Origin of the sequence: Streptomyces durhamensis (genome assembly GCF_000725475.1) — a bacterium.
In the GTDB taxonomy this organism is placed as follows: Bacteria; Actinomycetota; Actinomycetes; order Streptomycetales; family Streptomycetaceae; genus Streptomyces; species Streptomyces filipinensis.
This window is the reverse complement of record NZ_JNXR01000003.1, coordinates 163,825-177,352: the sequence shown is the minus strand read 5'-3', so window position 1 is coordinate 177,352 and position 13,528 is coordinate 163,825. Positions and strand designations below refer to the sequence as shown.

The 13,528-nt window shown below is 74.3% G+C and carries 12 protein-coding genes; 7 read left to right on the top strand and 5 right to left on the bottom strand.

Features of this window, described 5'->3' with window-relative positions; genetic code table 11:
- Positions 1-183 precede the first annotated feature (183 nt).
- Together IO33_RS0104470 and IO33_RS0104465 are read right to left on the bottom strand one after the other, a co-directional pair.
- A complete protein-coding gene (locus IO33_RS0104470) occupies positions 184-840 on the bottom strand; it encodes a DUF4352 domain-containing protein (RefSeq protein WP_078963271.1) in 657 nt (218 codons plus the stop codon).
- Positions 841-1,286: 446 nt separating this feature from the next.
- Positions 1,287-1,877, bottom strand: coding sequence for an Rv1733c family protein (locus tag IO33_RS0104465; RefSeq protein ID WP_031160435.1), 591 nt, complete (start codon positions 1,875-1,877; stop codon positions 1,287-1,289).
- Between the two features lie 289 nt (positions 1,878-2,166).
- On the opposite strand from IO33_RS0104465, the gene IO33_RS0104460 reads away from it, so the two are divergent.
- From IO33_RS0104460 to IO33_RS0104445, 4 genes are all read left to right on the top strand, one after another.
- Positions 2,167-3,255, top strand: coding sequence for a WD40/YVTN/BNR-like repeat-containing protein (locus IO33_RS0104460; protein ID WP_031160434.1), 1,089 nt, complete (start codon positions 2,167-2,169; stop codon positions 3,253-3,255).
- 87 nt (positions 3,256-3,342) lie between these two features.
- The gene (locus IO33_RS0104455; protein ID WP_031160433.1) at positions 3,343-4,020 is read left to right on the top strand and encodes a uracil-DNA glycosylase; all 678 of its coding nucleotides are present in this window, start codon (positions 3,343-3,345) and stop codon (positions 4,018-4,020) included.
- Positions 4,017-5,003: an N-acetylglucosamine kinase gene (locus tag IO33_RS0104450; RefSeq protein ID WP_031160431.1), complete on the top strand. Its 987-nt coding sequence runs from the start codon at positions 4,017-4,019 to the stop codon at positions 5,001-5,003. Before IO33_RS0104455 ends, IO33_RS0104450 begins: the two co-directional genes overlap by 4 nt.
- Positions 5,004-5,211: 208 nt before the next feature.
- Positions 5,212-6,138 (top strand): sirohydrochlorin chelatase, encoded by a 927-nt coding sequence (locus IO33_RS0104445; protein ID WP_107069223.1) that lies wholly within the window; start codon positions 5,212-5,214, stop codon positions 6,136-6,138.
- Between the two features lie 182 nt (positions 6,139-6,320).
- Here IO33_RS0104445 and IO33_RS0104440 read toward each other — a convergent pair whose 3' ends face one another.
- Both IO33_RS0104440 and IO33_RS0104435 read right to left on the bottom strand, forming a co-directional pair.
- Entirely contained in the window at positions 6,321-7,358 is a 1,038-nt protein-coding gene (locus IO33_RS0104440) for a lactonase family protein (RefSeq protein WP_031160426.1), read from the bottom strand.
- Between the two features lie 315 nt (positions 7,359-7,673).
- A complete protein-coding gene (locus IO33_RS0104435; RefSeq protein WP_031160424.1) occupies positions 7,674-9,164 on the bottom strand; it encodes an FUSC family protein in 1,491 nt (496 codons plus the stop codon).
- A 231-nt stretch (positions 9,165-9,395) separates the two neighbouring features.
- Between IO33_RS0104435 and IO33_RS0104430 the strand changes: the two genes are divergently transcribed.
- On the top strand, positions 9,396-9,872 hold the full coding sequence (locus IO33_RS0104430) for an Lrp/AsnC family transcriptional regulator (RefSeq protein WP_031160422.1): 477 nt from the start codon (positions 9,396-9,398) through the stop codon (positions 9,870-9,872).
- Positions 9,873-10,482: 610 nt separating this feature from the next.
- Positions 10,483-11,946, top strand: a complete 1,464-nt coding sequence (locus IO33_RS0104420) for an MFS transporter (protein ID WP_051926390.1) — start codon at positions 10,483-10,485, stop codon at positions 11,944-11,946.
- A gap of 289 nt (positions 11,947-12,235) precedes the next feature.
- On the opposite strand, the gene IO33_RS0104415 is transcribed toward IO33_RS0104420, so the two are convergent.
- Complete coding sequence (locus IO33_RS0104415) at positions 12,236-13,006, bottom strand: LysR family substrate-binding domain-containing protein (protein ID WP_209438804.1); 771 nt, start codon at positions 13,004-13,006, stop codon at positions 12,236-12,238.
- 84 nt (positions 13,007-13,090) lie between these two features.
- Between IO33_RS0104415 and IO33_RS0104410 the strand changes: the two genes are divergently transcribed.
- The gene (locus IO33_RS0104410) at positions 13,091-13,492 is read left to right on the top strand and encodes a DUF5997 family protein (RefSeq protein ID WP_031160416.1); all 402 of its coding nucleotides are present in this window, start codon (positions 13,091-13,093) and stop codon (positions 13,490-13,492) included.
- Positions 13,493-13,528 lie beyond the last annotated feature (36 nt).

Genomic DNA, 13,528 nt, shown 5'->3' with positions numbered 1-13,528 from the left:
TTTCGGGCTGTGGGGGAGCATCGCAAGGCGGAGCATCGCCCGCGTACCGGATGTACTCGGGTGGTGCGACAACGCGGCGAGGTGCCGTGCCGGGCGTCGCGAGCCGGTGAACCTTTCCGGCCACAGCACCAGCGGCCCGCGGTCGGGGGAGACCGCGGGCCGTGGGCCCTGGCCGGATGCGGATCAGTGCACGTCCGCGCGGACCGGGTCGCCGAACAGGTCCTCGGTGAAGGTCACGTACCGGGGCGTGAAGGTGCCCTTGCCGGTGACCGTGCCGGAGATGTTCTCGCCCGGAGCGAGATCCACGGTGTCGAGCTGCTTGTCGTCGACGCCCAGTTCGCTCGTGTGCTTCGTGCCGTCGGTGTCGGTCACGGTGAAGTACAGCGGGTTGACGCTGACCTTCTTGGCGCCGTTGTTGCGGATCGTGACGGCCACGCTGGTGTAGTCGCCGCCGTCGGCCAGGATGCTCTTCGAGAACGCCGTCTTCTTCGCGGTGATCTGCACCGGCGCCTTCCCGGCCGGCTTCGGGTCGGCCGGGGCGTGGTGCTTCGTGGACGCGGCGGCGGCCGGGGCGCCGCTCTTGGCCGCCTTGTCGTCGCTCTTTCCACCGACGGCGGCGCTGATGACGCCGAGCACGACGACGAACGCGACGACACCGAGACAGCCGAGACCGACGATCTTCCCGGTGCTGCGCCGCTTCGGCGGTGGCGGAGCGCCCCACGGCTGCTGCGGAGGCCAGGGCTGCTGCGGGACTCCCCCACCCGGTTGCTGGATGCCGCCCCAGCCGGGCTGCTGCGGGGCGCCCCCGTCGGAGTGCGGCTGCGGGTCCTGCTGGCTCATGTGGCCCCCTGGGCTTGGTGCTGTGCCTTTGCGCGTGTGGGACTGACGAGGGAGCCTGTGAGGTTGCCTCAGGCCGCGCACTTCACCCGATCGTGGCAACGCCCGGGCGAAGCAGTGGATTTGGCGTCGGTTCAGGCGCGGTCCGGTCGCGGGCCCGGCGGAGCGGCCGGTGCCCGGGCGCCGGGGGAGCGAACAGCCGGTCCGCGTCGCGGCCGTTCGAGGGGGCGGAGCCCGTCCCCGCCCGAGGTGGGGGCCGGTCGCCGGCCTTCGCCCTGTGATCGGCAGGTGGGACGCGGCGCCGGGCTCGCCGCTCTCCCCCGCCCGGTGCCGTCATCTCTCTGCCGATCCCCAGGCCGGCGCCACGCTCGGGTCGGTCGGGCGGGCTCGGTCTCCGCAGCAGTGCGGCCCGGGCCCGGCCGTACCGGAGCCCGGGCCTCAGAGCCAGGTCAGACCGTCCGCCCCCACTGTGGTCCGAGGCGCGCCCATTCCGTGTCCCAGGCGTCCATGCGCCGGCGTTCCAGACGGCCGCGCAGGGCGAGGCCGCCGACGAAGGGGACGGCCGCGGCACTCAGACCCACCAGGCAGCCGACCAGGGTGCCGCGGAAGGCGGCCTCGGCGAGGGAGGTGGGCCGGCCGACGAGACGGCCCTGCGGGTCGGTCCAGACGGTGACCGGCGTGCCGGCCCTGCTGCCGGGCTCGACCCGGACCTGACCGGCGTGGGCGGAGCGGTCGGCCACCGTCCAGCGCACCTTGGCCCAGACCCGGTCCCCGGAGGAGGCATGGCGGTGCGCGGGCGGGCTTCCCGGTGCCCGGGCCACGACACGGGCCACGACAGGACGCCAGGCGGCCCGTTCCCTTGCCAGGCCGTGCTCCACCGACCGGGCCGCCACGAGTCCGGCCGAGACCCCCGCCAGGACGGTCAGCAACCAGACCCCGAGCACCACCCAGGCCTCCAGCACGTCGGCCCGGCGCTTGAGCGGGTTGCGCCGCCAGCGCCACAGCCACACCTTCGGACCACGGAACGCCTTCAAAGGCATCCTCCTCACGAGCGCACCGACCGGCCGGACCGTCCTCCCATACGCGGGAGATCGCTCCGTTGCTCACGACGAGCCGTTTCCCCGACGGTCGCACGGGACGCACCGTTCGCGCAGGCACATGCCGCAACGGGCCCCGGGCCGCCCTTCGCCACCGGCCGGCGACACCGCTGTGACCTGCGAGAACGCGCGCTCTGGGGCGGAGTGTCAGTGGTGGGGTGCAGACTGGCCGATACCTGATGACTACCTGACTCACGACTACCTGGACAAAGGCGTCCCGGAGGTGATCGGCATGACCGAGGTACTGCTGGCGGTGGGCACGCGCAAAGGTCTGTTCATCGGGCGCCGAAGGAGCGGCGCCGCCTGGGAGTTCGACGACAGTCCGTATTTCAACGCGCAGGCGGTCTACTCGGTCGCGATCGACACCCGGGGGGACCGGCCGCGTCTGCTGGTGGGCGGCGACAGCGCGCACTGGGGCCCGTCGGTCTTCCACTCCGACGACCTCGGCCGGACCTGGACCGAACCGCCGCAGCCGGCCGTCAAGTTCCCCAAGGACACCGGCGCCTCCCTGGAGCGGGTGTGGCAGCTGCACCCGGCCGCCGCCGAACCCGACGTGGTCTACGCGGGCACGGAACCGGCGGCGCTGTACCGCTCGGAGGACCGCGGCGAGAGCTTCGCGCTGGTCCGCCCGCTGTGGGAGCATCCGACCCGCTCGCGGTGGGTGCCGGGCGGGGGCGGTGAGGGCCTGCACACGGTGGTGACCGATGCCCGCGACCCGCGCGCGGTGACCGTGGCCGTGTCGACGGCCGGGGTGTTCCGCTCCACCGACGGCGGCACGAGCTGGACGCCGTCCAACTCGGGGGTGTCCGCGGTGTTCCTGCCCGATCCGAACCCGGAGTTCGGCCAGTGCGTGCACAAGATCGCCAAGGACGCGGGCGACCCGGACCGGCTGTATCTGCAGAACCACTGGGGGGTGTACCGAAGCGACGACGCGGGCGGGCACTGGACCGACATCGGCGCGGACCTGCCGTCCACGTTCGGCTTCGCGGTGGCCGCCCATCCCCGCCGCGCCGGCACGGCGTACGTGTTCCCGATCAACGCCGACGCGGACCGCGTGCCCGCCGAGCACCGCTGCCGGGTCTTCCGCACGACCGACGCGGGCCGCGTCTGGGAGCCGCTGTCCAAGGGGCTGCCGGAGGAGGACCACTACGGCACGGTGCTGCGGGACGCCCTGTGCACCGACGACGCCGAGCCGGCGGGGGTGTACTTCGGCAACCGCAACGGCGAGGTGTTCGCCTCGGCCGACGACGGCGACAGCTGGCAGCAACTGGCGGCCCACCTGCCGGACGTGCTGTGCGTACGGGCGGCGGTGATCGGCTGAGACCCGCGGACGGGCCGCGCCGAGCGTTCGCGCCGGGCTTGGCCATCGGTTGATCACCCGCCTGTCGACGGCAGTAGGGTGACGCCCGTGGCACCACGACCCTTGCATGAAATCGTCGAACCGGGCTGGGCGAAGGCCCTGGAACCCGTCGCCGGGCGGATCGCCGAGATGGGCGACTTCCTGCGCGCGGAGATCGCCGCGGGACGCACCTACCTCCCGGCCGGACCGAATGTCCTGCGGGCCTTCCAGCAGCCCTTCGACGAGGTGAGGGTCCTGATCGTCGGTCAGGACCCCTATCCCACCCCGGGGCACGCGGTGGGCCTGTCGTTCTCGGTCGCACCCGAGGTACGCCCGCTGCCGCCGAGCCTGATCAACATCTTCCGCGAGCTGAACACCGACCTGGGCGTGCCCCAGCCGTCCAACGGCGACCTCACGCCCTGGACGCAGCAGGGCGTCCTGCTGCTCAACAGGGCCCTGACCGTGGCTCCGCGCCGCCCGGGCGCCCACCGCGACAAGGGCTGGGAGGAGGTCACCGAACAGGCGATGCGGGCCCTCGCGGCGCGCGGCAAGCCACTGGTCTCCGTTCTCTGGGGCCGGGAGGCGCGCAATCTGCGTCCGCTGCTGGGCAGTCTGCCGGCGGTGGAGTCCGCGCACCCCTCGCCCAGGTCGGCCGACTACGGGTTCTTCGGCTCGCGTCCGTTCAGCCGCGCCAACGACGCGCTGATCCAGCAGGGCGGTCAGCCGGTGGACTGGCGACTGCCGTGACCGTCCCGGGCTATCTGGCGGTGGACTCCGGAGGCTCCGGTCTGCGGGTCGCCGTCGGTGTGCCGGGCCGGCCCCCGGCCGCACAGCGGGAGTCACGGGAAGCGGTCCGCACGGGTGCGCGGGGCATCGATCCCGCCCATCTGATGGCCCAACTCGTCCCGCTGGCCCGGGCGTCCGCCGCCGAGGCCGGGATCGGCCCGCTGGAGACGGCCGCCGTCGGCGCCGCCGGGTTCGCCACCCTGGGTGACGCCCTGCGCGCCGAACTGCCGGGCGCCCTGGCCCGGGAGCTGGGGGTACGGCAGGCGGTGCTCGCCGCCGACGCCGTCACCGCCTACGTCGGCGCCCTCGGGCCGCGCCCGGGTGCGGTGCTCGCCGCGGGCACCGGGCTGATCGCGGTCGGCACCGATCTCACGGCCTGGCGCCGGGCGGACGGCTGGGGCCATCTGCTCGGGGACTGCGGCAGCGGCGCGTGGATCGGCCGGGCCGGCCTGGAGGCGGCGCTGCGTGCCCACGACGGCAGGGACGGCGGCTCCGCGCCCCTGCTGGCCGGCGCGAAGGAGCAGTTCGGGCCGGTACGCGACCTTCCGGGCATGCTCTACCCCCGTTCCGACCGGCCCGCCGTACTCGCCTCCTTCGCGCCCCGGGTGGCCGCCTGCGCCGCGCACGATCCGGTCGCCGCGGACATCCTGCGCGCCGCGGCCCGGCACATGGCCGAGTCGGCCGCGGCCGTGTGCCCGGCGGACGGAACGCCCCACATGGCGCTCACCGGTGGGCTGTTCCGCCTGGGCGATCCGCTTCTGGTCCCGCTGCGCGAGGAACTGGCCGGCAGGCTGCCGCACGCCCGGCAGGTGCCGGCCGAGGGCGATCCGCTGCACGGCTCGGTGCGGATCGCGACCGACCTGGCGGCGGGGCGGTTCACCCTGCCGGGTGAACCGGCCATGCTCTGCGTGGTCCCCGCACAGGGCGATCGAGATCCCCGGTGACAACGGCCGGTTCACCCGCGCCGTCCCCTTTTCGTCCCCTTGTCGACCTCTGTCATCCCCTTGCCATCCTTTTGTCGGCCCATGTTCTCGGCACGTGCTCTGAACATGTGTCATCGGCTTGTCACTCATCAGACAAAACCGGACGGAAACCGCTCACCTGCACCCTCCCCGAACGGAGGAACCCCCGAAGCCAGTAACATGCGGCGCCATGAGCACCCCCACTGGGCCCGAGTCCGGCCTGCCAGTACGAATGCCGCGACCCCGCCAGCCCGGGCGGCACCGCCGACCGGAACCGCTGGTCGCTCCCGAGGGGGCGCCCGCGCTCGCCCTGGCGGTGCCCGGCGCGCCCAGCGCCGCCTCGCGCGCCCTCGCCGAGGATGTCGTGAGCATCGCCCGCTCCGAGCTGCCCGGCCTGGACGCCCGGATCGGTTACCTGGACGGGGACGACGCCGAGTTCCCCACGCTCCGCTCCGTGCTCGCGCGCGCCGCCGAGGAGCGCACGGCCCGTTACGAGCAGGCCATCGCCGCCGGGGTCGAGGGGATCAAGGAGCCCGACGGCCCGGTCGCGGTCGTCGTCCCGCTGCTGGCCGGTCCGGACAGCGCCTTGCTGCGGCAGATCCGCCAGTCCGTGATGGACAGCCGGGTGGCCGCCGAGCTGACCGACGTGCTCGGCCCGCACCCGCTGCTCGCCGAGGCGCTGCACGTGCGGCTGTCCGAGGCGGGCCTGGCCCGTGCCGACCGCGCGCGCCTGTTCACCGTCGCCACCGCCGCGGACGGCATCATCCTGGCGTCCGTGGGCGGCGAGGAGGCCGTGCAGGCGGCCGGGATCACCGGCATGCTGCTCGCCGCGCGCCTGGCCGTGCCGGTGATGGCGGCGGCCCTGGACCAGGAGGGCTCGATCTCCTCCGTCGCCGAGCAGCTGCGTTCCTCGGGCTCGCAGCAGCTGGCCCTCGCCCCGTATCTGGTCGGCCCGGAGATCGACCCGGCGCTGCTGGCGGCGGCCGCCGCGGAGGCGGGCTGCGCCACGGCCGAGGCGCTCGGCGCCTACCCGGCGATCGGCAAGCTCGCCCTCGCCAAGTACACGACGGCGCTGGGCATCGCCCCGCAGCAGCCCCAGGGCACGCCGGTCCGCTGACCGCACGCCGGCACTCCACGGCACCCGTACGACACAGGGCCCGCTCCGCACCCGGAGTGGGCCCTTCGCCCTGCCCCGGGCGGCTCGGCCGAAGGGCCCCCGGCACGGGAGACGGCGGGGGCGGCAGACGGGTGACGGAAGGCGTGAGGGGGAGGGGGAGCGGCAGGGGGAGGCGGGGCGCCTCAGCCGAAGACGACGCAGGAGGCCGCGGGAACCGGCACGGAACCGTCGTAGCGGGGCAGCCCGGTCGCCTCGTCCACGGCGAACCACGTCACCTCTCCGGAGCGCTCGTTGGCCGCGTAGAGGAAGCCGCGGTGCTCGGCGAGGGCGCGCGGCCAGTGTCCGCCGCAGGGCACGGTGCCGGTGAGCCGGAGCGTCTCGCCTTCGACGGCGAGGACCGACAGGACGTCCTCCCCGCGGGTCGCGGTCCACACGAACCGGCCGTCGGGCGAGACGACGACGCCGGACGGGTAGGCGTCGCCCGCAGGTGCGCCGGGCAGCACGGGGACCTCGGCCAGCGGCTTGAGGGAGCCGCCCTCGGCGTCCCAGCGGCACACGGTCACCGTGGGGGTGAGTTCGTTGACGACGTAGGCGTGCGCGCCGTCGGGGTGGAAGGCCAGGTGGCGGGGGCCGGAGCCGGGTCGCAGGGCGAACTCGCGGTGCAGGGCCAAAGTGCCGTCCGCGAGGGTGCACACCCGTACCGAGTCCGTGCCGAGGTCGACGCTGACGGCCCACCGGCCGCTCGGGTCGGCCTGCACCTGGTGGGCGTGCGGGCCGCGCTGACGCCGGTCGTGCGGGCCGGAGCCGGTGTGCTGGAGCCGTCCGGAGGGCTTGCCCGCGAGCGTGCCGTCCGGGCGCAGGGGTACGGCGGTGACGCTGCCGCAGCCGTAGTTGGCGGTCAGCACATGCCTGGAGTAGAGGCCGAGGTGGGTCGGTCCGCTGCCGTCGACCGGCACGGGTGACCCGGCGAGTACCGGCCGTTCGCCGGCGACGCGGTAGGCGGCGACGGCTCCCTCGGCCGTCTCGCTGACCGCGTAGAGGGTGTCCCCGTCCGGGGCCAGGACCAGGTAGGACGGGTCGGGTACGTCGTTCACGGCGGGGCCGAGGGTGAGGGCGCCGCCGTCCGGCGCGACCTGTGCGGTCACGAGGCCGGGGCCGCCCGCCGCCGTGAACGAGCCGATGAAGGCCCGGCGCCTGCCGGGCCTGACGTCCTCTGCCACCGCTGTCCCCTCTCGGTCCCTCGGTCCAGCCCGTCCTGGGCCGACGGTAGCAGCAGATCACGGCGGTCTAGACCAAGAGGACGGGGCGGTTCTTCGCCACACGGCCCTCGGGCCGGCTCGCGCGCCGCCATGCATGCGGCCCTCGGGCCGGCCGGCGAACCCCCATGACCGGGGCCGGGCCGCCGCGCGCCGCGCCCCCTGTGGGACCAGCTCAGGGCACACCGCGCCGCCTGGGCGACCGGTTCACGCTTCCTCCCGCCGCGGCGCACACGCCGACCAGCCGGCCCCACCTACGGTGCGTCGGTCACCTCTGCCTCACGCCCCCACCAACCGGGACCCCGACGGCGCGCCCAGCGGCTCGGCCAGGTCGGCGAGGGCGCGTTCCAGGCCGTGCAGGTGGGCGAGGGCCGGTTCGGCGGGCGGCTCGGCGGGGCTGCTGACGGGCTCCGGGCGACCGGCGGTGAGCGCCTCGACGGCGGATTCGACACGCCAGCAGGCCGCGGCCAGCCGGGCGTCGTGGGAGGCCTCGGGGTCGGCGGCGACCGCCACCAGGCCACGGACCTCACGGGCGCAGTCGTCGAGGAGCGCGAGGACCCTGCGGGCGCGCCGCTTGCGGGCCGGCCTCGGGTTCAGCGGGTGCACCAGCGGCGCCACGGACAGCCGGACGCGACCGAGGAGCTGCTCCAGTTCGGCGACGCGGGGCGCCGGATCAGCGGTCGTGGAGCCGGCGAGGCGAGCCGCGGCCTCGGCCGTGCAGGCGTGGACGCAGCGCAGGGCGCGCTGGATCCAGGCGTCCGTGATGGCGTGGGTGGTGACCGGCAGGACGAACAGCACGGCGAGCGCGGCGCCGAGCGCGCCCACGCCGGTCTCGGCCAGGCGCAGCGCGAGCAGGCCGGGGCTGAGGACGCCGAGGAGGCCGTAGAGCAGTTCGGCGAGCAGGGTCACCCAGAGCATCATCCAGGTGTAGGAGACGGCGGCCGTGTAGAAGATGCCGAAGACGGCGACCGCGACGAGGACGGCCGTCGGGACCGGCGCGCCGTTCACGGGGACGGCGACGAGGAAGCCCAGGCAGATTCCGATCACCGTGCCGAGGACCCGGCGGAAACCGCGCACCAGCGTCTCGCCGCGTGAGGCGGTGTTGACGAAGATCCACCAGGTGGCGCCGACGGCCCAGTACCAGCGCTGTCCGGACACCAGCTGGCCCAGCACCAGCGCGAAGCCCGCGCCCGCGGTCGCCTGGACGGCCTGCCGCGTGGTCACCCGGGCCAGGCCGCGTGCGGCGGACGGGGCGGGTACGGCGGCCGGGGGCAGCCGGCGCTCGTAGCACCACAGTCCGAAACGCACCACGGCCGCGCTGAGCACGGACAGCAGGACGGCGGCGTACAGCTCGGGCAGCTGCGCCGGGGTGGCGTGCAGGAACTGGGCCACGAAGAACGTCATGAAGGCGAACACGCCGAGGCTGTGCCCGCGCGGTCCCCACCGGCGGACGTACACCCCGGCTCCGACGACGGCCAGGAAGGCCAGGTCCCGTGCGACGGGGATGTCGTGCAGCTCGGCTGCCGCGGCGAGCACCGGCACGCCCACGGCGGGCAGCAGCGCGGTGGTGACCGCCTGTCCGCGCACGGTCGGGTCGGCGACGGTGAACAGGGCGAGCAGCGCGGCGAGGCCACCGGTGACCGCGCCCACGACGGAGTGCCCGGCGACGAAGCAGACGACGACCGCGAGGCCGATGCCGAGGACGGCCCGGGCGGCGAAGCGCAGCCGCGCCCGCCCCGGGTCCGGAGCCACGAACATCCTCTTCAGCACTGCTGCCCTCCCCTGGGGAACACCGGCACAGAAAAGGCGCCGCGGAGACCCGCAGCGCCATCGACGGCTCCATGAGAGCATCACCGAGGTCGCTGGCTCAAGTGTCGCTCGAATCTCTGAGCCATCGGTACAGCCACGGGCGCTCGATCAGTCCCACCGGAATGCCAACGGACCAGGTCGGGCGGCACACGCGGGGGCGCACTCGGTGAGCCATTGGTACAGTCGTCCCTCATGACAGTGGACGAACTCGACACCCGCATCCTGCGGCTGCTCCTGGAGCAGCCGCGTACCAGCGTGCGCGAGTACGCCCGCGTCCTCGGCGTCGCCCGCGGCACGCTCCAGGCCCGGCTGGACCGCATGGAGCGGGAGGGTGTGATCACCGGCACCGGCCCCTCCTTGTCCCCCGCCGCTCTGGACCATCCGGTGCTGGCGTTCGTGCACATCGAGGTCACCCAGGGCCACCTGGACGACGTGGGTGACGCGCTGGCCGCCGTGCCGGAGATCGTGGAGGCCTTCTCGATCACGGGCGGCGGGGATCTGCTCGCCCGGGTGGTGGGCCGGGACAACGCCCACCTCGAGGACGTCATCCAGAAGCTGATCAGCCTGCCGGGCGTGGTGCGCACCCGCACGGAGGTGGCGCTGCGCGAGCGTGTCCCGTACCGGCTGCTGCCACTGGTGGAGTCGCTCGGCCGGGCGGTCCGCACCTGACGTCGGCGCGCTGGACCGCATGCGGTCCACCCGCCCGTCGCACCTTCGCCCCCGCGGCGCTGCCACTGGGGAGCGGTCAGCGGGAGTTCACCGCGCATCCGGCGCACGCCTGACTCCGGCCACGGCCCGGGGGCGCCGGGCAACGCCCACACCCTTCAGTGCCGTCGACTCCCCTCCGTCCCTTCCCTGTCGTCTGGGCGGCTTGCCGACGGCGTCCGGTTCGCCCCGTTCTTCGAAGGCACCGCGGACCCTGCCCGCGCCTGCGTCCGCCGCTTCGAACCCCGGGTGGTCTTCGGCGGCCTCGACTCGGGGGTCGCCGACCCCGCCCGGTCCGACGGCACCGCGTTCCTCGACGCGGTGTGGGCCGGGGCAGGGCCGGGGCACCCTTCCGGAGCAAGGGTGCGCTGCTCGTCCATGCCGGGGACGTCGTGGGCGCGCGGGCGGCGGAGGGACTGCTGGAACGGGCGGACGGCGCGGCGGTGCTGCGGACGGCGCGGAAGGCGTCGCACGCGACCTGAGGCGCGGCCCGAGGGCTGCGGACCGGCCGGTGGGGGCGGTGCACCGGATCTCCCGCCGTGCGGGGGACGCGGTGGATGCATAGCGTGATCTCATGACTACAGACCAGGCCGTCCCCCTCCAGGGCGACCGACGGTGGAAAGCGCTTGCCGTCTGTCTGACCGCGTCCTTCATGTCCTTGCTGGACACGTCGATCGTGAACGTGGCACTCCCCTCGGTGGAGCGCGGGCTCGCCGCCAGCCCGGCCGACCTGTCCTGGGTGGTCTCCGGCTACGCCCTCACCTTCGGTCTGGTCCTGGTCCCGGCGGGTCGGCTCGGCGACATGCGCGGACAACGCCAGACGTTCCTGACCGGCATCGCCCTGTTCACGCTCGCCTCGGCGGCCTGCGGGCTGTCCTCCGGCCCGGCCTGGCTGGTGCTGTTCCGTCTGGTCCAGGGAGCGGCGGCCGGCATGCTCGCGCCGCAGACCACGGCGCTGATCCAGCAGATGTTCCAGGGCGCGGAAAGGGCCCGCGCCTTCGGCATGATGGGCGCCACGATCGGCCTCTCCACGGCGCTCGGCCCGCTGACGGGCGGCCTGCTGATCCACGCGACCGGCGGCGACGGCGCCTGGCGCTCGGTGTTCTACGTCAACCTGCCCATCGGAGTGGCCGTCTTCTGCGCGGCGCTGCGACTGCTGCCCCGCTCCCCCGGCTCACCGGCCAGGCGGGAGTGCTTCGACGTCCCCGGCGTCCTGCTGCTCGGCTCGGGTGTGTCCGCCCTGATGCTGCCCCTGGTGCAGGAACAGCAGTGGCACGGGCGGCTGAAGTGGGCCCTGCTTCCGGCCGGCGCCGCGCTGCTGGCCGCGTTCTGGGCGTGGGAGCGGCGCCAGACGCGACACGACCGGGCTCCCCTGGTCGACCTGCGGCTCTTCGCACTGCGCTCCTTCTCGCTCGGGGCACTGCTGAGCCTCGTGTACTTCGGCGGCTTCACGACGCTGTTCTTCGTCTACACGATCTTCCTGCAGAACGGCCTGGGCTACAGCGCGCTGGCCGCGGGCCTGTCGTCCATGCCGTTCGCGACGGGCACGGCGGTGGGTGCCGCGGTCGGCGGCCGCCTGGTCGTGCGCCTCGGGCGCAAGCTGGTCATCGCCGGGCTGTGCACCGTGACGGTGGGGATTCTCGGCGTCGTCGCGGCCCTGCACGGGGTGCCGGGCCGGGGCGTGGCCTGGGCGGCGGCGCTCCCCCTGCTGCTCGCCGGGATCGGCTCGGGCCTGACCACCTCCCCGAACACCACGCTCACCCTGTCCCTCGTGCCCGTGCGGCGGGCCGGGGCCGCGGGCGGAGTGCTGCAGACCGGGCAGCGCATCGGCTCGGCGGCCGGTGTCGCGGTGGTGGGCTCGGTGTTCTTCGCCCACCTGGCCAATCACGGTGACCCGGTCGCCGCGCTGCAGTACGGCCTGCTCACCTGCGTCGGCATCATCCTGCTGGCCCTCTGCCTGGCCGTCGCCGACCTGCGGGAACGCCAGGCCCGCCCGCAGCCGGAGCAGCCGAGGCAGACGGCGCGGCAGAAGGCCTAGCCGGGGCCGCGACCCTGCGCCTGCGGCACCCGTGGCCTCGTGACCGCGGCTTCATGGGCGGTGGTCCTGGCCATGACCGTGGCGAGGGCGGTAGCCGGGGCCGGGCCGGTGACTGTGGCCGGGAGGTGGCGGTGAGCGGGGCGGTAGCCGTGGCCGGGGCTTGGGGCTAGCCGTACGCGAGGTTCTGGGGGCGTGGGAGCCCGTTGCGAGGCCCGGCCCGGCCACGGCGGGGCCATGGCCGGCTCCGTTCGCCGGCCCGCACACGGCCGCTCTCGGGGCGCTCCCGCCCTCACGACCTGCGGCGCGGCTTGCCCTGCCTGGGTGTCTGCTTGGCTCCCGCCGCCCTGGCGCGTGGGGTGCGGCCCGTGGACTTGGCCGCGGGCTTCTGCCGGGCGGAGCCCGGTTCGGCGCGCTTGCGCTTCTGCTCGGGTGCGGGGGCCGCGGGCTTGCTGCGGCCCCGGGTGCTGTTGACGGTGCGGCCCCGGACGATCCCGATGAAGTCCTCCACCAGGTCGGTGGTGGCCTCCTCCGGCCAGGACAGGGCGATACTCGACTGGGGGGCGTCGGTGACCGGGCGGTAGGTGAGGTCCTTGCGGTGGTGGAGGCGGGCCAGGGACTGCGGTACGACCAGGAGGCCCACGTTCGCGGCCACCAGCTCGATCGCGTCCTCGGTCGTCGCGGGGCGCTCGAAGGCGGGCTCGCCGGGCGGCCGGTCCCAGTCGAAGACGTCGTCCAGGGGGTGGAAGAGCACTTCCTCGGCGAGATCGGCCACGGTCACCTCGTCCGCGGCCGTGATCAGGTGGTCCTTGGGGACGACGACCACCGTGGTCTCGGTGTAGAGGGGGATCGCGCTGAAGAACGTACGGTCCACCGGGAGCCGTACGAGGCCCACGTCGGCCTCGCCCGCGCGCAGCACCCCGGGTGCCTCGGCGGCCGGTACCTGCACGAGGGTGAGCGGGACGTCCGGCAGACGCTCGTTCCAGATCCTCACCCATTTGGCGGGCGTCACTCCGGGAACGTATGCGAGCCGGAACGACGGTGATTCCTCCGAGCCTGTCACCAGGCCAGGTTACCGGCCCTGGCCGCGGCCCACGGCCACCGGCCGTGGTCGGGCCCGGGGCACGCGGCCGATACCCTTGACGTCATGAGTTCGCAGCAGAGCACCCAGACGATGAAGCCCGCGACGGCGGCGAAGAAGCTGGGTGTGTACCTCCCCGCCACCCCCGCCTCGTTCCAGGAGGGCGTCATCTCGCGCGCCGAGCTGAACGAGCTGCAGGCGAACCCGCCGGAGTGGCTGAGCGAGCTGCGGCGCACCGGTCCCCACCCGCGTCCGGTGGTCGCCGCGAAGCTCGGCGTGTCCATCGCCGGCCTCGCCCGCGGCGGGGTCACCGAGCCGCTGACCACCGAGCAGATCGAGGCGCTCAAGCAGGAGCGGCCCGAGTGGCTGGAGAAGGAGCGCGCCACGCAGGCCGAGGTCCGCAAGGAAGGCGCGCGGGTCAAGCAGCTGAAGAAGGAGAAGCAGGAGCGCACCGACGGGCGCGACTGACCTTCCCCGGTTCTTTCCCGGACCCGTTGCCTCAAC

Coding starts and splice junctions, on each gene's coding strand:
- IO33_RS0104460 (WP_031160434.1), top strand. CDS start 2,167: ATGACCGAGGTACTGCTGGCGGTGGGCACGCGCAAAGGTCTGTTCATC.
- IO33_RS0104465 (WP_031160435.1), bottom strand. CDS start 1,877: ATGCCTTTGAAGGCGTTCCGTGGTCCGAAGGTGTGGCTGTGGCGCTGG.
- IO33_RS0104420 (WP_051926390.1), top strand. CDS start 10,483: ATGACTACAGACCAGGCCGTCCCCCTCCAGGGCGACCGACGGTGGAAA.
- IO33_RS0104470 (WP_078963271.1), bottom strand. CDS start 840: ATGAGCCAGCAGGACCCGCAGCCGCACTCCGACGGGGGCGCCCCGCAG.
- IO33_RS0104430 (WP_031160422.1), top strand. CDS start 9,396: ATGACAGTGGACGAACTCGACACCCGCATCCTGCGGCTGCTCCTGGAG.
- IO33_RS0104445 (WP_107069223.1), top strand. CDS start 5,212: ATGAGCACCCCCACTGGGCCCGAGTCCGGCCTGCCAGTACGAATGCCG.
- IO33_RS0104410 (WP_031160416.1), top strand. CDS start 13,091: ATGAGTTCGCAGCAGAGCACCCAGACGATGAAGCCCGCGACGGCGGCG.